The 20703-nt window shown below is 55.3% G+C and carries 19 protein-coding genes and 1 pseudogene; 15 read left to right on the forward strand and 5 right to left on the reverse strand.

The genetic code is table 11. The features are described from left to right. Positions 1-51 precede the first annotated feature (51 nt). Complete coding sequence (locus HV242_RS03215; protein WP_032681687.1) at positions 52-1482, reverse strand: alanine/glycine:cation symporter family protein; 1431 nt, start codon at positions 1480-1482, stop codon at positions 52-54. Between the two features lie 262 nt (positions 1483-1744). Here HV242_RS03215 and tal point away from each other — a divergent pair, with 262 nt between their 5' ends. From tal to HV242_RS03230, 3 genes are all read left to right on the forward strand, one after another. Then, positions 1745-2698 carry a transaldolase gene (gene tal, locus HV242_RS03220; protein WP_014168563.1) on the forward strand — a complete coding sequence of 318 codons (954 nt, stop codon included), beginning with the start codon at positions 1745-1747 and terminating at the stop codon, positions 2696-2698. Between the two features lie 111 nt (positions 2699-2809). Beyond that, positions 2810-3397, forward strand: coding sequence for a molybdopterin adenylyltransferase (gene mog, locus HV242_RS03225; protein WP_020882540.1), 588 nt, complete (start codon positions 2810-2812; stop codon positions 3395-3397). Between the two features lie 122 nt (positions 3398-3519). Beyond that, on the forward strand, positions 3520-4842 hold the full coding sequence (locus tag HV242_RS03230) for an MFS transporter (protein ID WP_032681686.1): 1323 nt from the start codon (positions 3520-3522) through the stop codon (positions 4840-4842). On the opposite strand, the gene satP is transcribed toward HV242_RS03230, so the two are convergent. Beyond that, the gene (satP, locus tag HV242_RS03235; protein WP_044866290.1) at positions 4819-5385 is read right to left on the reverse strand and encodes an acetate uptake transporter; all 567 of its coding nucleotides are present in this window, start codon (positions 5383-5385) and stop codon (positions 4819-4821) included. The genes HV242_RS03230 and satP overlap by 24 nt on opposite strands. Positions 5386-5682: 297 nt before the next feature. Between satP and dnaK the strand changes: the two genes are divergently transcribed. The 4 genes from dnaK (at position 5683) to nhaR (ending at position 11144) form a co-directional block, all read left to right on the forward strand. Further along, the gene (dnaK, locus tag HV242_RS03240; protein ID WP_014168568.1) at positions 5683-7596 is read left to right on the forward strand and encodes a molecular chaperone DnaK; all 1914 of its coding nucleotides are present in this window, start codon (positions 5683-5685) and stop codon (positions 7594-7596) included. An 87-nt stretch (positions 7597-7683) separates the two neighbouring features. After that, the gene (gene dnaJ, locus HV242_RS03245) at positions 7684-8829 is read left to right on the forward strand and encodes a molecular chaperone DnaJ (protein WP_020882543.1); all 1146 of its coding nucleotides are present in this window, start codon (positions 7684-7686) and stop codon (positions 8827-8829) included. Positions 8830-9011: 182 nt separating this feature from the next. Beyond that, a complete protein-coding gene (gene nhaA / locus HV242_RS03250) occupies positions 9012-10187 on the forward strand; it encodes a Na+/H+ antiporter NhaA (protein ID WP_050737511.1) in 1176 nt (391 codons plus the stop codon). Positions 10188-10244: 57 nt separating this feature from the next. Then, complete coding sequence (gene nhaR, locus HV242_RS03255; RefSeq protein WP_014168572.1) at positions 10245-11144, forward strand: transcriptional activator NhaR; 900 nt, start codon at positions 10245-10247, stop codon at positions 11142-11144. Between the two features lie 59 nt (positions 11145-11203). Here nhaR and rpsT read toward each other — a convergent pair whose 3' ends face one another. Continuing rightward, entirely contained in the window at positions 11204-11467 is a 264-nt protein-coding gene (gene rpsT / locus HV242_RS03260) for a 30S ribosomal protein S20 (protein WP_008502037.1), read from the reverse strand. A 102-nt stretch (positions 11468-11569) separates the two neighbouring features. Between rpsT and HV242_RS24205 the strand changes: the two are divergent. The 8 genes and pseudogenes from HV242_RS24205 (at position 11570) to HV242_RS03295 (ending at position 19055) form a co-directional block, all read left to right on the forward strand. Further along, positions 11570-11788, forward strand: a pseudogene (locus HV242_RS24205) (DUF2575 domain-containing protein). 7 nt (positions 11789-11795) lie between these two features. After that, the gene (gene ribF / locus HV242_RS03265) at positions 11796-12734 is read left to right on the forward strand and encodes a bifunctional riboflavin kinase/FAD synthetase (RefSeq protein ID WP_014168574.1); all 939 of its coding nucleotides are present in this window, start codon (positions 11796-11798) and stop codon (positions 12732-12734) included. Positions 12735-12768: 34 nt separating this feature from the next. Then, positions 12769-15585 (forward strand): isoleucine--tRNA ligase, encoded by a 2817-nt coding sequence (gene ileS, locus HV242_RS03270; protein WP_063858368.1) that lies wholly within the window; start codon positions 12769-12771, stop codon positions 15583-15585. Further along, positions 15585-16085: a signal peptidase II gene (lspA, locus tag HV242_RS03275; protein WP_020882545.1), complete on the forward strand. Its 501-nt coding sequence runs from the start codon at positions 15585-15587 to the stop codon at positions 16083-16085. Before ileS ends, lspA begins: the two co-directional genes overlap by 1 nt. A gap of 92 nt (positions 16086-16177) precedes the next feature. Continuing rightward, complete coding sequence (gene fkpB, locus HV242_RS03280) at positions 16178-16627, forward strand: FKBP-type peptidyl-prolyl cis-trans isomerase (RefSeq protein WP_020882546.1); 450 nt, start codon at positions 16178-16180, stop codon at positions 16625-16627. A 1-nt stretch (position 16628) separates the two neighbouring features. Beyond that, positions 16629-17579 carry a 4-hydroxy-3-methylbut-2-enyl diphosphate reductase gene (ispH, locus tag HV242_RS03285; protein WP_047955030.1) on the forward strand — a complete coding sequence of 317 codons (951 nt, stop codon included), beginning with the start codon at positions 16629-16631 and terminating at the stop codon, positions 17577-17579. Between the two features lie 158 nt (positions 17580-17737). Continuing rightward, positions 17738-18292, forward strand: a complete 555-nt coding sequence (locus HV242_RS03290; protein WP_047955031.1) for a glucose-6-phosphate isomerase family protein — start codon at positions 17738-17740, stop codon at positions 18290-18292. Next, the gene (locus tag HV242_RS03295; RefSeq protein ID WP_047743382.1) at positions 18285-19055 is read left to right on the forward strand and encodes a glucose-6-phosphate isomerase family protein; all 771 of its coding nucleotides are present in this window, start codon (positions 18285-18287) and stop codon (positions 19053-19055) included. The genes HV242_RS03290 and HV242_RS03295 overlap by 8 nt, the downstream gene beginning before the upstream one ends. A 27-nt stretch (positions 19056-19082) precedes the next feature. On the opposite strand, the gene HV242_RS03300 is transcribed toward HV242_RS03295, so the two are convergent. Further along, entirely contained in the window at positions 19083-19901 is an 819-nt protein-coding gene (locus HV242_RS03300) for a PTS system mannose/fructose/sorbose family transporter subunit IID (protein ID WP_040018597.1), read from the reverse strand. Next, positions 19901-20698 (reverse strand): PTS mannose/fructose/sorbose/N-acetylgalactosamine transporter subunit IIC, encoded by a 798-nt coding sequence (locus HV242_RS03305; RefSeq protein ID WP_025205460.1) that lies wholly within the window; start codon positions 20696-20698, stop codon positions 19901-19903. The genes HV242_RS03300 and HV242_RS03305 overlap by 1 nt, the downstream gene beginning before the upstream one ends. Positions 20699-20703 lie beyond the last annotated feature (5 nt).

Raw genomic sequence — 20703 nt, forward strand, 5'->3', positions numbered from 1 at the left:
GAAATTTAGAGCGACTTTAGCAAAAAATCGCCCTCAATTGATCGATAGCTGTTATTGCCGTGGCAAATCATCCCAGGTGCCGGGCGCAATTTGCGCCTGGATGTCGGGATAGCGCGAGGCATCAAAGACCGGCGGTACGCCCAGTTTGCGCTGACGAAGATAGTCCCGTGCGATAAGCGTAACCACGGGTGAGAGCAGCAGGATCGCCGTCAGGTTAGTGATGGCCATGAGCGCCATAAAGACATCCGCCAGTTGCCAGACCAGCGGCATGCTGAGCAGCGAACCTGCTAACACCATCAGTATCACCCCGAGGCGCAGCAGCGTGATCATACGGCGGGAGTCCACTTTCAGGAAAATAAGGTTATTTTCGGCGTAGAGGTAATTCACAACAATCGAGCTGAAGGCGAATAACAGCAGGATGAGCGAGACAAACCCGGCTCCCCAGCCACCCGTCAGATTCACCAGTGCCTGCTGAAGCAGTTGTATGCCGGCTGTTTCCGATGAGTGAGGTACCGGGCCAGCCAGCAGCAGGATCATGGCGCTGGCGGAACAGATAATAATGGTGTCCGTAAAAACGCCAATCATCTGAACAATGCCTTGTGCCGCCGGGTGAGGCGGCCAGGACGCGGCGGCGGCTGCGGCATTGGGGGTTGACCCCATACCGGCTTCATTGGAGAACATTCCGCGCTGAAAGCCCGACATCAGCGCCTGGCTGAAGGTATAGCCCAGTGCGCCCGATGCCGCCTCGCGCCAGCCAAATGCGCTTTTGAAGATGGTTGCAATCACTTCCGGCACCTGCTCGATATGCCGTGCGGCGACGAACAGGCTGGCGGCAACCCACAGCAGCGCCATGACCGGCACCAGCCACTGCATCAGGCGGGCGACACCTTTTAGGCCGGTCGAAATGGTCAACAGGATACAGAGGGCTAAAACAAGCCCGGTGATCCACTCCGGACACGCAAAGGCATAGCGCAAGGCATGGGCGACAGAATTCGCCTGAACGGTATTGAAAATCAGACCGTACGCGAGCAGTAAAAACAGCGAAAACAGCACGCCCATCCAGCGCATTCCTAAGCCACGCGCCATGTACCAGGCCGGGCCGCCGCGAAACTGTCCGTTTTTATCTTTTTCTTTGTAGAGTTGGGCGAGGGCGCTCTCGGCAAAGGAGGTGGCCATCCCGATAAGCGCCGTGACCCACATCCAGAAAACGGCGCCCGGGCCACCGGCGCTGATGGCCAATGCCACCCCTGCCATATTACCGCTGCCGAGGCGTGCGGCAATGCTGGTGCAGAGGGCCTGGAAAGAGGTTAATCCGCCCGGCTGGGGCGTGACGCTGTTTTTCAGACTTCTGCCAAATTTGCGAATATAACGAAACTGGATAAACCCGCTGCGTAGCGTAAACCAAATACCTGCACCCAGCAGCAGGTATATCATTATCGAACCCCAAAGGACTTCATTAATAAAGAAAAGGAAATCAGGCATTAACGTCCCTCTTGTTGATGCCAAAATGAATATGTAAGCGCTACCACTGATTGGACATGCTGTTACTTAGCAGCCTGTTAATATTCTGAGTTTATCATACTCTGTCTAAGCGCACTGTCTGCGGTTGCGCTACCCCTCCGTCGTGTTATCATCAGGGCAGACCGGTTACATCCCCCTAACAAGTAAACCTGTCATTTTTCCGCTGCAGGCATGCTGTCGGTAGCGTGAATTATCCAGGGCACGTTAAAAGAGAAACACTATCATGACGGATAAATTGACCTCCCTTCGTCAGTTCACCACTGTCGTAGCTGACACCGGAGATATCGCGGCAATGAAGCTGTACCAGCCGCAGGATGCCACCACCAACCCTTCTCTGATCCTTAACGCCGCACAGATCCCTGAGTATCGCAAACTGATTGACGACGCAGTGACCTGGGCGAAAGCACAGAGCAACGACCGCGCGCAGCAGGTTGTTGATGCCACTGATAAACTGGCCGTGAACATTGGTCTGGAAATTCTGAAACTGGTTCCTGGCCGCATCTCTACCGAAGTTGACGCACGTCTCTCCTACGACACCGAAGCGTCTATCGCCAAAGCAAAACGTCTGATCAAAATGTACAACGATGCCGGCATCAGCAATGACCGCATCCTGATCAAACTGGCGTCGACCTGGCAGGGTATTCGTGCAGCTGAACAGCTGGAAAAAGACGGTATCAACTGTAACCTGACGCTGCTGTTCTCCTTCGCACAGGCGCGTGCATGTGCGGAAGCCGGCGTATACCTGATTTCTCCATTCGTTGGCCGTATTCTGGACTGGTACAAAGCCAACACGGATAAGAAAGAGTACGCGGCATCTGAAGATCCAGGCGTCGTTTCCGTGACCGAAATCTACGAATACTACAAACAGCACGGTTATGAGACTGTGGTGATGGGCGCAAGCTTCCGTAACGTAGGTGAAATCATCGAACTGGCTGGCTGTGACCGCCTGACCATCGCCCCGGCACTGCTGAAAGAGCTGGCTGAAAGCGAAGGTGCTATCGAGCGTAAACTATCCTACACCGGTGAAGTGAAAGCGCGTCCGGAGCGCATTACTGAATCTGAGTTCCTGTGGCAGCATAACCAGGATCCAATGGCTGTAGATAAACTGGCGGACGGTATCCGTAAGTTTGCTATCGACCAGGAAAAACTGGAAAAAATGATCGGCGACCTGCTGTAATCATTCTGCGTGACCGGGTTCCCGGTCACGCTACTTCTTTCGTACTCTGTCTGAATTTCCCCTCTGCGTGTATCATTCCCTTTAATCAGTACTTTTTTGAATGGAATGGATATGAATACCTTACGCATCGGCTTAGTGTCGATTTCTGACCGCGCCTCCAGCGGTGTTTATCAGGATAAAGGCATCCCCGCGCTGGAAGAATGGCTGGGCAGTGCGTTGACAACCCCCTTTGAGATCCAGACCCGCCTGATCCCTGACGAACAGCCAATTATCGAACAGACACTCTGTGAGCTGGTGGATGAGATGAGCTGCCACCTGGTATTGACCACGGGAGGCACCGGACCTGCGCGTCGGGACGTCACTCCGGATGCCACGCTGGCGGTTGCCGATCGTGAGATGCCTGGCTTCGGTGAGCAGATGCGCCAGATCAGTCTACACTTTGTCCCGACGGCGATCCTCTCCCGTCAGGTCGGGGTAATCCGCAAGCAGGCATTGATTCTGAATTTGCCGGGCCAGCCGAAGTCCATCAAAGAGACGCTTGAAGGACTGAAAGCGGAAGATGGCAGCGTGATCGTGCACGGGATTTTTGCAAGTGTACCGTATTGTATACAGTTGCTTGACGGTCCGTATGTGGAGACCGATGAGAAAGTGGTAGCAGCTTTTCGTCCGAAAAACGCTCGTCGCGAGACAATCTCCTGAAATTAATCAATATGTGACATTAGCTGAAGCGACGGTAGCGTGGTAAGGGTTTTACGGTATAGTAATTTTTTCTTTACGTTTGCTGTAAAAATAAATCCACAACACAAGCCAAATGGTTCGCTATGTCACATAACACCCGACCTCTGAATCGACAGGACTACAAAACCCTCACGCTCGCGGCCTTAGGCGGTGCGCTGGAGTTTTACGACTTTATCATCTTCGTCTTCTTCGCCGCCGTGGTGGGGGAGCTTTTCTTCCCGGCAGATATCCCGGAGTGGTTGCGCCAGGTGCAAACCTTCGGCATTTTTGCCGCCGGGTATCTGGCACGACCGCTGGGTGGCATCGTGATGGCCCACTTTGGTGACCTGGTCGGGCGTAAGAAGATGTTCACGCTCAGCATTTTACTGATGGCCGTGCCGACGCTGGCCATTGGTCTGCTGCCCACTTACGCCTCAATGGGCATTGTTGCTCCGCTGCTGCTGTTGCTGATGCGCATTCTTCAGGGGGCGGCGATTGGCGGCGAAGTGCCGGGGGCCTGGGTGTTCGTGGCGGAGCATGTGCCGGCGCGCCGCATCGGCATCGCCTGTGGAACCTTAACGGCGGGGCTGACTGTCGGTATCCTCCTCGGTTCAGTGGTGGCCACTATCGTGAATACCAGCATGACGCAACAGGCGGTTCACGACTGGGGATGGCGCGTACCGTTCCTGCTCGGCGGGGCGTTTGGCCTGGTGGCGATGTATCTTCGCCGCTGGCTGCAGGAGACACCGATTTTCCTTGAGATGCAGCAGCGCAAGGCGCTGGCACAGGAGTTGCCGGTAAAAGCCGTGGTGGTGCGCCACCGGAGCGCGGTTGTGGTGTCGATGCTGCTCACCTGGCTGCTGTCGGCGGGCATCGTGGTCGTTATCTTAATGTCTCCGGTATGGCTGCAAAAGCAGTACGGTTTTGCGCCGGCGGTAACGTTGCAGGCAAACAGTATCGCCACCATTATGCTCTGCTTTGGCTGTCTGGCCGCGGGGCTGGCCGTTGATCGTATCGGTGCCGGCCTGACTTTCATCATCGGCAGTCTGCTGCTGGCTGCATCGAGCTGGGCGTTTTACCACCTGGCAGGCAGCCATCCTGAACAGCTGTTCCTGCTCTACGGTACGGTCGGGCTGTGCGTGGGGGTTGTCGGTGCAGTGCCGTATGTGATGGTGCGAGCTTTTCCGCCAGAGGTCCGCTTCACCGGGATCTCTTTTTCCTATAACGTCTCTTACGCCATCTTTGGCGGGCTGACGCCGATTGCGGTCACGGTGTTGATGGGAGTATCCCCGATGGCTCCCGCCTGGTATGTGCTCGCGCTGTCGGTGATGGGGCTGGTGTTAGGCATTTGGCTTCGGCAGAAACAGGGATGTCGTGCCCGCGAGGCGGACACGACAGATGGATCAGTGTTTTTCACCAATCGGTAGGATGGTGCAGTCAAACTGCTCGTTCAGCACTTCACCCATTGCCAGGTAGATAGCGCTTGCGCCGCACACCAGACCAATCCAGCCGGCAATATGCACGATGCTTTCGTTATCCACGAGGTGGCCGATCGCCAGCAGGGCGAACAGCACGGTCAGGCTCAGGAAAACAAACTGCAGTGCGCGGTTGCCTTTCAGGGTGCCGAAGAACATAAACAGCGTGAAGACGCCCCACAGACCAAGGTAAACGCCCAGGAAATGTGCGTTTGCCGCGTCTGCCAGGCCCATTTTAGGCATCAGCAGGATCGCGACCAGGGTCAGCCAGAAAGAACCATAAGAGGTGAATGCGGTTAAGCCGAAGGTGTTGCCTTTCTTATATTCCAGCAGGCCCGCGAAGATTTGCGCGATACCGCCGTAAAAAATGCCCATCGCCAGGATAATGCCATCCATCGGGAACATTCCGATGTTGTGCAGGTTCAGCAGGATAGTGGTCATGCCAAAACCCATCAGGCCCAGCGGAGCCGGATTAGCCAACTTAGTGTTGCCCATAAGTCCTCAAAAAAATCATCATTAATATGGTGAAATGGTTAAACCCGCGTCAGTTCTCCCTGACGGGGCGCGGCATCATAATGGGCGCAATCAATGCCGTCTATGATCTCATCAGGGTGAAATTAAAAATTTTTTTTACCGTTCCCCCTTGATGGACGCTGGCGCGACCCCATCTTGTAGTCAACCGCAGTGTGTGGACCTGAAAAAAATCAATTGTGGGCAGTTGAAAAAGCACGTTCTGCCCTTATTACAGGTACACAACCACATGTTGACTGAATTTTAAGTGGAGACGTTTAGATGGGTAAAATTATTGGTATCGACCTGGGTACTACCAACTCTTGTGTAGCGATTATGGATGGCACTACCGCACGCGTGCTGGAGAACGCCGAGGGCGATCGCACCACGCCTTCTATCATTGCTTATACCCAGGATGGTGAAACTCTGGTTGGTCAGCCGGCTAAACGTCAGGCAGTGACAAACCCGCAAAATACCCTGTTTGCGATTAAACGCCTGATTGGCCGCCGCTTCCAGGACGAAGAAGTTCAGCGTGACGTTTCTATCATGCCTTACAAAATCATCGCAGCAGATAACGGCGATGCATGGCTTGATGTGAAAGGCACCAAAACGGCACCACCGCAGATCTCTGCTGAAGTGCTGAAAAAAATGAAGAAAACCGCAGAAGATTACCTGGGTGAACCGGTAACTGAAGCTGTTATCACCGTTCCTGCTTACTTCAACGATGCTCAGCGTCAGGCAACGAAAGATGCTGGCCGTATCGCAGGTCTGGAAGTAAAACGTATCATCAACGAACCAACCGCAGCGGCACTGGCTTACGGTCTGGATAAAGAAGTTGGCAACCGTACTATCGCGGTTTACGACCTGGGTGGTGGTACTTTCGATATCTCTATTATCGAAATCGACGAAGTTGATGGCGAAAAAACCTTCGAAGTTCTGGCAACCAACGGTGATACCCACCTGGGTGGTGAAGACTTCGATACCCGTCTGATCAACTACCTCGTTGACGAGTTTAAGAAAGATCAGGGCATTGACCTGCGTAACGACCCGCTGGCAATGCAGCGCCTGAAAGAAGCCGCTGAGAAAGCGAAGATCGAACTGTCTTCCGCTCAGCAGACCGACGTGAACCTGCCGTATATCACTGCAGACGCGACCGGTCCTAAACACATGAACATTAAAGTGACCCGTGCGAAACTGGAAAGCCTGGTAGAAGACCTGGTGAACCGTTCCATCGAGCCACTGAAAGTTGCTCTGCAGGATGCTGGCCTGTCCGTGTCTGATATCAACGACGTTATCCTCGTCGGTGGCCAGACCCGTATGCCAATGGTTCAGAAGAAAGTGGCTGAATTCTTTGGTAAAGAGCCACGTAAAGACGTTAACCCGGACGAAGCAGTGGCTATCGGTGCTGCTGTTCAGGGTGGTGTGTTGACGGGTGATGTGAAAGACGTTCTGCTGCTGGACGTTACCCCGCTGTCTCTGGGTATCGAAACCATGGGCGGTGTGATGACGGCGCTTATCACCAAAAACACCACTATCCCTACTAAGCACAGCCAGGTGTTCTCTACTGCTGAAGACAACCAGTCTGCAGTAACCATCCATGTGCTGCAGGGTGAGCGTAAGCGTGCGGCGGATAACAAGTCACTGGGTCAGTTCAACCTGGATGGCATCAACCCGGCGCCACGCGGTATGCCGCAGATCGAAGTAACCTTCGATATCGATGCTGATGGTATCCTGCACGTTTCCGCGAAAGACAAAAACAGCGGTAAAGAGCAGAAGATCACCATTAAGGCCTCTTCCGGTCTGAACGAAGAAGAGATCCAGAAAATGGTTCGTGAAGCAGAAGCGAACGCGGAATCTGACCGTAAGTTCGAAGAGCTGGTTCAGACCCGCAACCAGGGCGACCATCTGCTGCACAGCACCCGTAAGCAGGTTGAAGAAGCCGGCGATAAACTGCCAGCTGAAGACAAAACGGCTATCGAAGCTGCACTGAGCGCGCTGGAAACGTCTCTGAAAGGCGAAGACAAAGCGGATATCGAAGCGAAGATGCAGGAGCTGGCACAGGCTTCTCAGAAGCTGATGGAAATCGCTCAGCAGCAGCACGCCCAACAGCAGGCTGGCGCTGACGCTTCTCAGAACAACGCGAAAGACGACGACGTTGTCGACGCTGAGTTCGAAGAAGTGAAAGACAAAAAATAATCGCCCTGATGCAGGGTAATTAATCGGCACGGGCGTAGGAGAACTCTCCACGCCCGTGCTCGCATGTTAAGGGGCTTAAAAAAACCAATGGCAAAGCAAGACTATTACGAGATTTTAGGCGTTCCGAAAACTGCGGAAGAGCGTGAAATCAAAAAGGCGTATAAGCGCCTGGCCATGAAATTCCACCCGGACCGCAACCAGGGTGACAAAGAGGCTGAAGCCAAATTTAAAGAGATCAAAGAAGCCTACGAAGTCCTGACCGATGCACAGAAACGTGCGGCCTATGACCAGTACGGCCACGCAGCCTTCGAACAAGGCGGCATGGGCGGCGGTGGTTTCGGTGGCGGCGGCTTTGGCGGCGGCGCTGACTTCAGCGATATCTTTGGCGATGTTTTCGGCGACATTTTTGGCGGCGGTCGTGGCCGTCAGCGCGCGGCGCGCGGCGCCGACCTGCGCTACAACATGGATCTGACGCTGGAAGAGGCCGTACGCGGCGTCACTAAAGAGATCCGTATTCCGACGCTGGAAGAGTGTGACGTTTGCCACGGCAGCGGCGCGAAAGCAGGCACCCAGCCGCAAACCTGTCCAACCTGTCACGGTTCCGGTCAGGTACAGATGCGTCAGGGCTTCTTCGCCGTGCAGCAGGCGTGTCCGCACTGTCATGGTCGCGGTACGCTGATTAAAGACCCCTGCACAAAATGCCACGGTCATGGTCGCGTTGAGAAAACCAAGACGCTGTCCGTTAAAATCCCGGCAGGCGTGGACACGGGCGACCGTATCCGTCTGGCAGGTGAAGGTGAGGCCGGCGAGCACGGTGCACCGGCAGGCGATCTGTACGTTCAGGTTCAGGTCAAGCAGCACGCCATCTTTGAGCGTGAAGGCAACAACCTGTACTGTGAAGTGCCCATCAACTTCGCCATGGCGGCACTCGGTGGCGAAATTGAAGTGCCAACGCTTGATGGTCGCGTCAATCTGAAGGTTCCAGGCGAAACCCAGACCGGCAAGCTGTTCCGCATGCGTGGTAAAGGTGTTAAATCCGTTCGCGGTGGTGCGCAGGGCGACCTGCTGTGCCGCGTGGTGGTTGAAACCCCGGTTGGCCTGAACGACAAGCAGAAACAGCTGCTGAAAGAGCTGCAGGAAAGTTTTGGCGGCCCGACGGGTGAGAAAAACAGCCCGCGCTCCAAAAGCTTCTTCGATGGCGTCAAAAAATTCTTCGACGATTTGACCCGCTGATCCGTTAGCTGGTGTTCATCTCAAAAAGCCCGGAAGCGATTTCGGGCTTTTTCTTTTTGTAGCTGTCCTCATGGCTATCATTCGGTAAAACTGAATATATACTCAACATTAATCTGCTTTTGCCGAGCTGTTTGGCCTGGTATTATGGTTTTACCGAAGTATTGCTGTAAGAGAGAGCCTACGTGAAATTAATACACCGTTTTTTTAGCAGTGAAGCATCAGGCGGCATCATCCTGATTATTGCCGCTGCGGCCGCGATGGCGCTGGCCAATATGGGTTTCACACGCGACTTTTACCACGCGTTTCTGGAAACTCCCGTCGAGCTGAAAGTCGGGGCGCTGGAAATTAACAAGAACATGCTGCTGTGGATCAACGATGCACTGATGGCCGTGTTTTTCCTGCTGGTAGGGCTGGAGGTTAAGCGTGAGCTGGTCCTGGGCTCGCTTGCCAGCCGTCAGCGTGCCGCGTTCCCGGTGATTGCCGCATTCGGGGGGATGGTCATTCCGGCGTTGCTCTTCCTGGCGTTCACCTGGCAGGATCCGGTATCGCGTCACGGCTGGGCCATTCCGGCGGCAACGGATATCGCGTTTGCCCTGGGTGTGCTGGCCTTGCTGGGAAGCCGCGTGCCGGTGGCACTGAAAATCTTCATGATGGCGCTGGCGATCATTGATGACCTGGGCGCGATTGTCATTATTGCGCTGTTCTACACCAGCGACCTGTCGATCCTGTCGTTGAGCGTTGCCGCAGGAGCGATTGCGGTACTGGCGCTGTTGAACATTTGCAACGTGCGCCGCATCGGGATCTACGTGCTGGTGGGGATGGTGCTGTGGACCGCGGTACTGAAATCAGGCGTGCACGCTACGCTCGCCGGGGTCATCGTCGGCTTCTTCGTTCCGCTTAAGCCGCAGGAGGGGAAATCGCCTGCCAAACAGCTGGAGCATGTATTGCACCCGTGGGTCGCCTTTATGATCCTGCCGCTGTTTGCTTTCGCTAATGCAGGCGTTTCGCTAGAAGGGGTAACCCTTGAGGGACTGACCTCAATGTTGCCGCTGGGCATTATTGCCGGACTGTTTATTGGTAAGCCGCTGGGCATTAGCCTGTTCTGCTGGCTGGCGCTGAAGCTGAAGCTGGCGTCACTGCCGCACGGTACCACGTTTAAGCAGATCATGGCGGTGGGCGTGCTGTGCGGCATTGGGTTTACCATGTCGATCTTTATCTCAACGCTGGCTTTTGGTGCCCATGCGCCTGAGCTTATCGTCTGGGCGAAGCTGGGCATCCTTATCGGATCGTTACTGGCCGCAGTCACTGGCTATACCTTATTGAAGGTCAAACTGTCCGGACCGGTCGTTCAGGCATAACAGGAAACCGGGAGAAGAACACCTTCTCCCGCTACACGATCAGGGAGCGAAGACACGATGTCTCATTTGAATTACAACCACCTTTACTACTTCTGGCACGTCTATAAGCAGGGCTCGGTCGTGGGGGCGGCAGAGGCGCTCTACCTGACGCCGCAGACCATCACCGGGCAAATCAAAGCGCTGGAAGAGCGGCTGCAGGGCAAGCTCTTTAAGCGCAAGGGCCGTGGGATTGAGCCAAGTGAGCTGGGCGAACTGGTTTTCCGCTACGCGGATAAGATGTTCACCTTAAGCCAGGAGATGCTGGATATCGTTAACTACCGCAAAGAGTCAAACCTGCTCTTTGACGTCGGCGTGGCGGATGCGTTGTCAAAACGGCTGGTCAGCGGCGTGCTGGATGCGGCGGTGGTCGAAGATGAGCAAATCCACCTGCGCTGTTTTGAGTCCACGCACGAGATGCTGCTGGAGCAGCTGAGCCAGCATAAGCTGGATATGATTATCTCGGACTGCCCGATCGACTCTACGCAGCAGGAAGGGCTGTTCTCGGTGAAGATTGGCGAATGCGGGGTCAGCTTCTGGTGCATTAACCCGCCGCCGGAAAAACCGTTTCCTGCCTGTCTGGAGGAGCGTCGTTTGCTGGTGCCAGGCCGGCGCTCCATGCTTGGGCGCAAACTGCTGAACTGGTTTAACTCTCAGGGACTGAAGGTGGAGATCCTCGGCGAGTTTGACGATGCTGCGCTAATGAAAGCCTTTGGTGAGGCGCATAACGCCATCTTCGTTGCACCGACGCTGTACGTTCACGATCTCTATTCAGATAACAAGATTACGGAGATTGGCCGGGTCGATAACGTGATGGAGGAGTATCACGCGATATTTGCAGAAAGGATGATTCAACACCCAGCGGTACAGCGCATCTGTAACCGCGACTACTCGGCGCTGTTTACGCCACCGGCAATCTGAAGATATAAAAAAACCCGCGTTAAGCGGGTTCTTTTAAAACAAGCAACAACAAGTGGCGATTAAGCCAGTTTGTTGATCTGCGCGGTCAGGTTTGCTTTATGACGCGCTGCTTTGTTTTTGTGGATCAGACCTTTAGCAGCCTGACGATCCACGATTGGTTGCATTTCATTAAATGCGTTCTGCGCAGCAGCTTTGTCGCCAGCTTCGATAGCTGCGTATACTTTCTTGATGAAAGTACGCATCATAGAGCGACGGCTTGCATTGTGCTTACGAGCCTTTTCAGACTGGATAGCACGTTTCTTAGCTGATTTGATATTAGCCAAGGTCCAACTCCCAAATATGATCTATGTGGACAATTCAAAGGCCGAGGAATATGCCCTCTATACCTTCTTTTGTCAATGGATTTGTGCAAATAAGCGCCGTTGATTGGCGACGCTACGTTACGTAGTGATGGCGCAGGATTCTACCAGCTTGTCGCTCGTGAATACAGCTTTTCGGCACAAAAAACGCAGTTCACGGGCAGATTTTTTTGCTGTGAAAGGTCAGCCTGATGAAATCATTACGGCTTTCTGTTTTGCGCGAACAATCGCCGGTTAACCTTAACCGCTGTACAAGGTATACTTTGGCGATTTTCACTGTTTTGAGCCAGACATGAAGCTGATACGCGGCATACATAATCTCAGCAGAGCACCGCACGGGTGCGTGCTGACCATTGGTAATTTCGACGGCGTGCATCGTGGTCATCAGGCGCTGCTGCAGGGATTGCGTAAAGAAGGGGAGGCGCGTGGCCTGCCCGTTGTAGTGATGATTTTTGAGCCGCAGCCGCTGGAGCTGTTTGCCGGCGATAAATCACCGGCTCGCCTCACTCGCCTGCGCGAGAAGTTGCGCTACCTGGCAGAGTCCGGGGTGGACTACGTATTGTGCGTGCGTTTCGATCGCCGCTTTGCCGCGCTCACAGCACAAAATTTCGTCAGTGACCTGCTGGTCAGGCGCCTTGGCGTGCAGTTTCTGGCCGTGGGTGATGATTTCCGCTTTGGCGCTGGTCGTCAGGGCGATTTCTTGCTATTACAGAAGGCTGGCCTCGAGTACGGCTTTGATGTCACCAGCGCAATGACCTTTTGCGAAGGCGGCGTCCGGGTTAGCAGCACTGCGGTGCGTCAAGCGCTGGCCAACGATGAACTGGATACGGCGGAAACGCTGCTGGGACATCCGTTTAGCATTTCAGGCCGTGTGGTTCATGGCGATGCGCTGGGCCGCACCATAGGTTTCCCGACGGCGAATATACCGCTACGTCGTCAGGTCTCCCCGGTTAAAGGGGTATATGCGGTGGAAGTGGCTGGTCTGGGCGATAAACCGTATTTCGGTGTCGCCAATATTGGCACACGTCCTACAGTCGCCGGTGTCCGTCAACAATTAGAAGTGCACCTGCTGGACGTTGTAATGGACCTTTATGGTCGCCATATAGATGTGATACTGCGTAAAAAAATACGCAATGAGCAGCGATTTGCTTCGCTGGATGAACTAAAGGCGCAAATCGCGCGAGATGAATTAACGGCCCGCGAGTTTTTTGGGCGAGTAAACCCGGCTTAAATGCCTACGTGAAAAATACGGAACCGAGAATCTGATGAGTGACTATAAATCAACCCTGAATTTGCCGGAAACAGGGTTCCCGATGCGCGGCGATCTCGCCAAGCGCGAACCGGGAATGCTGGCGCGTTGGACCGATGATGACCTGTACGGCATCATCCGTGCAGCCAAAAAAGGCAAAAAAACCTTCATTCTGCATGATGGCCCTCCATATGCGAATGGCAGCATTCATATTGGTCACTCTGTAAACAAGATTCTGAAAGACATTATCGTGAAGTCCAAAGGCCTCGCGGGATATGATTCGCCTTACGTTCCGGGCTGGGACTGCCATGGTCTGCCAATCGAACTGAAAGTTGAGCAAGAGTTTGGTAAGCCGGGTGAGAAGTTCACCGCGGCAGAATTCCGCGCAAAATGTCGCGAATACGCGGCTACGCAGGTTGACGGTCAGCGTCAGGACTTTATCCGCCTGGGCGTGCTGGGTGACTGGTCACGTCCGTACCTGACCATGGACTTCAAAACCGAAGCCAACATCATCCGTGCGCTGGGTAAAATCATCGGTAACGGCCATCTGCACAAAGGCGCGAAGCCGGTGCACTGGTGCGTGGACTGCCGTTCTGCGCTTGCAGAAGCGGAAGTGGAGTATTACGACAAAACCTCTCCGTCAATCGATGTGGCCTTCCACGCGGTCGATCAGGAGGCGGTGAAAGCCAAATTTGGCGTGACCTCTGTCAACGGCCCCATCTCGCTGGTTATCTGGACCACCACCCCGTGGACGCTGCCAGCAAACCGCGCGATCTCCCTGTCCGGTGAGTTCGAGTACGCGCTGGTGCAGGTTGACGGTCAGGCGCTGATCCTGGCGAAAGATCTGGTCGAAAGCGTGCTGAAACGCGCGAACATCGCCGACTACACCGTGCTGGGCACCGTGAAAGGTGACGCGCTGGAGCTGATGCGCTTCAAACACCCGTTCCTGGACTTCGATGTGCCGGCGATCCTGGGCGATCACGTGACGCTGGATGCGGGTACCGGTGCGGTACATACCGCCGGTGGCCACGGTCCTGACGACTACAACATCAGCCTGAAATACGGTCTTGAAATCGCGAACCCGGTGGGTCCTGACGGCTCTTACCTGCCTGGCACCTACCCGGCGCTGGACGGTATCAACGTCTTCAAAGCGAACGACATCATCGTTGACATGCTGCGCACCAGCGGCGCGCTGCTGCACGTTGAGAAAATGCAGCACAGCTATCCGTGCTGCTGGCGTCACAAATCACCGATCATCTTCCGTGCGACCCCACAGTGGTTCATCAGCATGGATCAGAAAGGCCTGCGCGAGCAGTCCCTGAAAGAGATCAAAGGCGTGCAGTGGATCCCGGACTGGGGTCAGGCGCGTATCGAATCCATGGTCGCTAACCGTCCTGACTGGTGTATCTCCCGTCAGCGTACCTGGGGCGTACCAATGTCTCTGTTCGTGCACAAAGAGACACAGGAACTGCACCCGAACACCCTGGCACTGATGGAAGAAGTCGCGAAGCGTGTAGAAGTTGACGGCATTCAGGCATGGTGGGATCTCGATTCCCGCGACATCCTGGGCGCTGATGCAGACAACTACGAGAAAGTGCCTGATACCCTGGACGTGTGGTTTGACTCCGGTTCAACGCACGCGTCTGTTGTTGACGTGCGTCCGGAATTTGCCGGCCACGCGGCAGATATGTATCTGGAAGGTTCTGACCAACACCGTGGCTGGTTCATGTCATCGCTGATGATTTCCACCGCCATGAAAGGTAAAGCACCGTATCGCCAGGTGCTGACCCACGGTTTCACCGTGGATGGTCAGGGTCGTAAGATGTCTAAATCGATCGGTAATACCGTCTCTCCGCAGGACGTGATGAACAAACTGGGCGCGGACATTCTGCGTCTGTGGGTTGCTTCTACCGACTATACCGGCGAAATGGCGGTGTCGGACGAGATCCTGAAACGTGCTGCCGACAGCTATCGTCGTATCCGTAACACCGCGCGCTTCCTGCTGGCGAACCTGAACGGGTTCGATCCGGTAAAAGATATGGTGAAGCCGGAAGAGATGGTGGTGCTGGATCGCTGGGCGGTAGGCTGCGCGAAAGCGGCACAGGAAGATATCCTGAAGGCTTACGAATCTTATGATTTCCACGAAGTGGTGCAGCGCCTGATGCGCTTCTGCTCCATCGAGATGGGCTCGTTCTACCTCGACATCATCAAAGACCGCCAGTACACCGCGAAAGCGGACAGCGTGGCGCGTCGTAGCTGCCAGACTGCGCTGTTCCACATCGCAGAAGCGCTGGTTCGCTGGATGGCACCGATCATGTCCTTCACCGCAGATGAAATCTGGGGTTACCTGCCAGGCGACCGTGAGAAGTATGTCTTCACCGGCGAGTGGTATGAAGGTCTGTTCGATCTCTCCAGCACCGAAGCGATGAACGATGCCTTCTGGGACGATCTGCTGAAAGTGCGTGGCGAAGTGAACAAGGTTATCGAGCAGGCGCGTGCAGACAAGAAAGTCGGCGGCTCGCTGGAAGCGGCAGTTACCCTGTACGCCGAGCCAGAGCTGGCGGCGAAACTGACGGCGCTGGGCGATGAATTACGATTTGTCCTGTTGACCTCCGGTGCGAAAGTTGCGGATTATGCCCAGGCGTCTGCTGATGCACAGCAGAGCGAACTGCTCAAAGGACTGAAAGTCGCACTGAGCAAAGCCGAAGGTGATAAATGCCCGCGTTGCTGGCATTACACCACTGATGTCGGCCAGGTGGCGGAACACGCAGATATCTGCGGACGCTGTGTCAGCAACGTCGCCGGTGACGGCGAGAAACGTAAGTTTGCCTGATGAGTAAAACTCTCTGTTCAACAGGACTGCGCTGGCTGTGGCTGGTGGTGGTAGTGCTGATTATCGATCTGGGCAGCAAGTTCCTGATCCTCCAGAATTTTGCTCTGGGGGAGACGGTGTCGCTGTTCCCGTCGCTTAACCTGCATTACGCACGTAACTACGGTGCGGCGTTTAGTTTCCTTGCTGACAGCGGTGGCTGGCAGCGCTGGTTCTTTGCAGGTATCGCTATCGGTATCTGTGTGGTGCTATCGCTGCTGATGTACCGTTCGAAGGCAACACAAAAGCTAAATAACATCGCCTATGCGCTGATTATCGGTGGCGCGCTGGGCAACCTGTTTGATCGCCTGTGGCACGGCTTTGTGGTCGATATGATCGACTTCTATGTCGGCGACTGGCACTTTGCGACCTTTAACCTCGCCGACAGCGCAATTTGCATCGGCGCGGCGTTAATCGTGCTGGAAGGCTTCTTGCCGAACGCGGCCGCGAAGAAACAGGCTTAAATGTAAATGCCGGGTGGCGCATGCGCCCCCGGCCTACAGAATGTCTGGCCTCCCGTCTCTTACCGGTGGGTCAAAACAAGCGAGCAATTTGCATGTCTAAATCCGTACAGAGCAACAGCGCGGTTCTCGTTCATTTCACGCTGAAACTGGATGATGGCTCCACGGCTGAATCCACCCGCAATAACGGCAAACCCGCCCTGTTTCGTCTCGGCGACACCTCCCTGTCTGAAGGTCTTGAGCAACAGCTGCTTGGCCTGAAAGAAGGCGAGAAAAAGGCATTTTCGCTGGAGCCGGATGCCGCGTTTGGCGTGCCAAGCCCGGACCTTGTTCAGTACTTCTCGCGCCGCGAGTTTATGGATGCAGGTGAGCCGGAAATCGGGGCGATCATGCTCTTTACCGCTATGGATGGCAGCGAAATGCCTGGCGTGATCCGCGAAATCAATGGTGACTCCATCACCGTTGACTTCAACCATCCGCTTGCCGGGCGCACCGTCCATTTTGATATTGAAGTGCTGGAGATCGATCCGGTACTGGAGGCCTGAAATGCAGATCCTGTTGGCTAACCCGCGCGGCTTTTGCGCCGGTGTAGACCGCGCTATCAGCATTGTTGAAAACGCGCTCGAGATTTACGGCGCGCCGATTTATGTGCGTCACGAAGTGGTGCATAACCGTTATGTCGTCGACAGCCTGCGCGAGCGTGGCGCGATCTTCATTGAGCAGATCAGCGAAGTGCCTGACGGCGCGATCCTGATTTTCTCCGCGCACGGGGTTTCTCAGGCGGTGCGTAACGAAGCGAAAAGCCGCGATCTGACCGTGTTCGACGCCACCTGCCCATTAGTGACCAAAGTGCATATGGAAGTGGCGCGCGCCAGCCGTCGTGGTGAAGAGTCGATCCTGATTGGCCATGCCGGCCACCCGGAAGTCGAAGGTACCATGGGCCAGTACAGCAACCCGGAAGGGGGGATGTACCTGGTGGAGTCGCCGGAAGATGTGTTTACGCTGAACGTCAAAAATGAAACGCGTCTCTCGTTTATGACCCAGACGACGCTCTCCGTTGACGATACGTCGGACGTGATTGACGCCCTGCGCCAGCGCTTCCCGAAAATCGTCGGCCCGCGTAAGGACGACATTTGCTACGCCACCACCAATCGCCAGGAAGCGGTGCGTGCTCTGGCTGAACAGGCGGACGTGGTGCTGGTTGTCGGTTCGAAAAACTCCTCTAACTCCAACCGTCTGGCTGAACTTGCGCAGCGAATGGGGAAAGCGGCCTATCTGATTGATGATTCCAGCGATATCCAGGAAGCGTGGGTGAAAAACGTGGCCTGTGTCGGGGTAACCGCCGGCGCCTCGGCTCCGGATATCCTGGTGCAGAACGTGATTTCCCGTCTGCAGGAACTGGGCGGCGGCGACGCGGTTCCGCTGGAAGGACGCGAAGAGAACATTGTTTTCGAGGTCCCGAAAGAGCTGCGTATCGACGCACGCGAAGTCGAGTAAGTTTCCTCGCGCATGACCCGAATGCCGGCCACGTCAGTGGCCGGCATTTTTATTGCTGATTAACTGTGATTCACCTGACACATTGCGCCTTTGATGCGCAGGTTAATCGTTTAAATTGTTATGCTGGGCGGGTTGTTCTCCTCGGGCCGGAGAAGACGATGACTTCAGATATTATCCTGCCGCCTCTGGTGGCCTGGGCCAGTGGTACACTTGCCCGCGGCGCACTTATTCTTAAATCCACACGCCTTGCCGATCTCAATGGTTTGTTTGCCGATCGAGACGCCTGGGCACAATGCGATCCGCATCAGACGGTGTATGACGTCGAAATGCTGGAATCGCCTGCACAGGAAGGGGCGTTGTTTGTCGGCGTTACCCATTTACATGCAGGTAAAATTGGCCGGGAATTTTTTATGACCCGCGGCCATTTTCATCAACGTCGTGAACAGGGCGAAGTCTATTTTGGACTGCGGGGAAGTGGCCTGCTTTTACTCCAGACGACATCCGGCGAAACCCATCTGGAGTGCGTGATGCCGGGATCCGTCCATATTATTGCACCTTTTACCGCCCACCGTTTAATCAATACCGGTGAGACCACGCTCTCTTCACTCGCGGTCTGGCCCGCCGTCGCCGGACACGACTATGCCGCGTTACCCCACGGTTTTGCCGTGCGGGTATTGGCCACTGACGGTGGCTGGGAGGTTCAGAATGGATAACTTTGGGCTGGACATGACCATCACCCGGCACCCGCTGGGGTTCAGCTACGGTGAGGACGTCACTGGCCCGATGCCAGAGATCCGTACGCTTGATGAGATTCGCGCGTCGTTACGGGATCCTGACTGCTCAGGCCCGGAAGACGTTTATGCTATTGCGATGGATGTCGCCCGTCTGGCAGACCGGCAGGAGCTGAAAAAACGCATGCTGCTGTTTGGGGTCGTGACTTACGCGACGGGAACGCTGGGTGAAGAGCCGATCCGCAGCCAGGGGCATGTTCACCGTAAAAGCCGTCACAGCGGCTGGTCTCCGCCCGAGCTGTATGAAATCTGGCAGGGGCGCGCCATTATCTATATGCAGGAGTATGTTGCGGACGATCCCGGGCGCTGTTTCGCCGTACTGGCCGGGCCGGGCGAAAAGGTGCTGGTTCCGCCTGGCTGGGGGCATGCCACTATCTCTGCCTCGCCGGATGAACCGCTGACCTTCGGTGCGTGGTGCGACAGGGAATATGGTTTTGAATATGATGCCGTGCGGGCGCGTAAAGGACTGGCCTGGTACCCGCTGCTGCAGGGGAGCCATATCATCTGGCAGCACAACACGCATTATCTGCCGGGGCGGCTACAGATGATCACACCGCGTCGCTACAGCGAATTCGGCCTGACGGATGAGCCTGTCTATACGCAATTTATTGCCGATCCTGCTCGCTTTCAGTTTATCTCTCGCCCGGATAAAGTGGCCGAGCTGTGGCATAACTTCCACCCATAAAAAAACCGGGGCATTGCCCCGGCTGTCTTATCCGGCAAACAGACCTGATGCGACGCCCAGCGCCGCCAGCGCAAGCAACACAATCATGGCCCTGACCGGGGAGACGCCACGTTTTGCCATCAGATACCAGGTGCCCAGAACCACCAGAAGCGGTAATAGCTGCGGAAAGATACCGTCAAGCATCTGCTGAACATGGATGTTAACCCCGTCACGGGTGATAAATTCCAGCCCGGTGCCCAGCTTAACGTAGCTTGCCGCCACGCCGCCCATCACAAATACACCCAGCAGAGACAAAGCTTCGCGCAGTCGCGTTGACTTGCTGCTCACCAGCATCTCGACCGATCCTGAGCCCATCTGGTAGCCTTTCAGAAACAGAAACCAGGAACCCGGGATAATGATGGCCAGCCAGGCGACGGTGTAGAACAACGGGCCAAGAACATTTCCTCCGGCGGCAAGCGCCATACCGATGCTCAGCAAAATGGGGATCAGCATGCCGGGGATCATTGAGTCACCAATCCCCGCGATTGGCCCCATCAGCCCCACCTTCAGGGTATTGATCGTTTCGCCATCAATGGGCTCGCCGTTGGCTTTTTTCTCTTCCAGCCCAAGCGCCATACCGTTTACGATGGCACCGATCTGCGGCTCCGTGTTGTAAAACGAGGCGTGGCGGCGCAGCATCTCGGTGCGCTGGGCGGCATCCGGGTAGAGTTTTTTGGCGACCGGTAACATGCTCAGACAGAAGCCGAACGATTCCAGACGCTCGAAGCTCATCGAAGAGAGGTTATGCATCATCCACGCTCGCCAGCAGCGGCGCAGATCTTTTCGGGTCAGTTTACGGTCTTCCATCAGAATTCATCCTCATCGTCGGCGGGCCTACCCGGCGTGACAGCCTGCGGCGCTTCCGGCTTATAGTTGTAATGAATTAACGCCAGCAGGGCGCCCACAATCACCAGTGCCACCATGTTGAGCTTCAGGAACACAATGCATATGAAGCCCACCAGGAAGTAGATCAGCATGCTGTAGCTTTTGATGATCTGCTTAAGCAGGATGGCGATCCCAACGGCCGGTAAGATGCCCCCCAGCACGTTCATGGTCGAAAGCACGATGCCGGGCAGGCTGTCCATAAACCCGCTGATGTACTGCGCGCCAAAATAGACGGCGATAAACGTCGGCACAAAGCGCAGAACAAAGTTCATCACCTGCGGCCAGACCGCGCTGTTAAGATAAATTCCGCGCTCATCACCGAGCTCAAGCGCCACGTCGGCGCGGTGGTTCCAGAACGAGTTCAATACCATCATGGCGTTAAACAGGATCGTTCCGGCAATGCCAATGGTCGCCGCCAGCGCCACGGCCACCTCTGGCCCTTTGCCCGACAGAATCCCCAGCGCGATAGCAGGATAAGCGACAAAATTGAGGTCGGCAGGCATTGAACCGCCGGGGGTGACCATCGCGATATAAACGGCCTGCACCGCCACACCAATCATGATCCCGGTTTTAACGTCGCCCAGAATCAGGCCCACCAGCATCCCCGAAACCAGCGGGCGGGAGATGAGATACCAGCCGCCGGTCAGGCCAAACAGCCAGGGACTACTGAGTGCACCGAGATAGCAAAGCAGACCGATGAGAGAAGCTTCGAAAATCATCATGC

Source organism: Enterobacter sp. RHBSTW-00593, from assembly GCF_013784105.1.
Lineage (GTDB): Bacteria > Pseudomonadota > Gammaproteobacteria > Enterobacterales > Enterobacteriaceae > Enterobacter > Enterobacter ludwigii.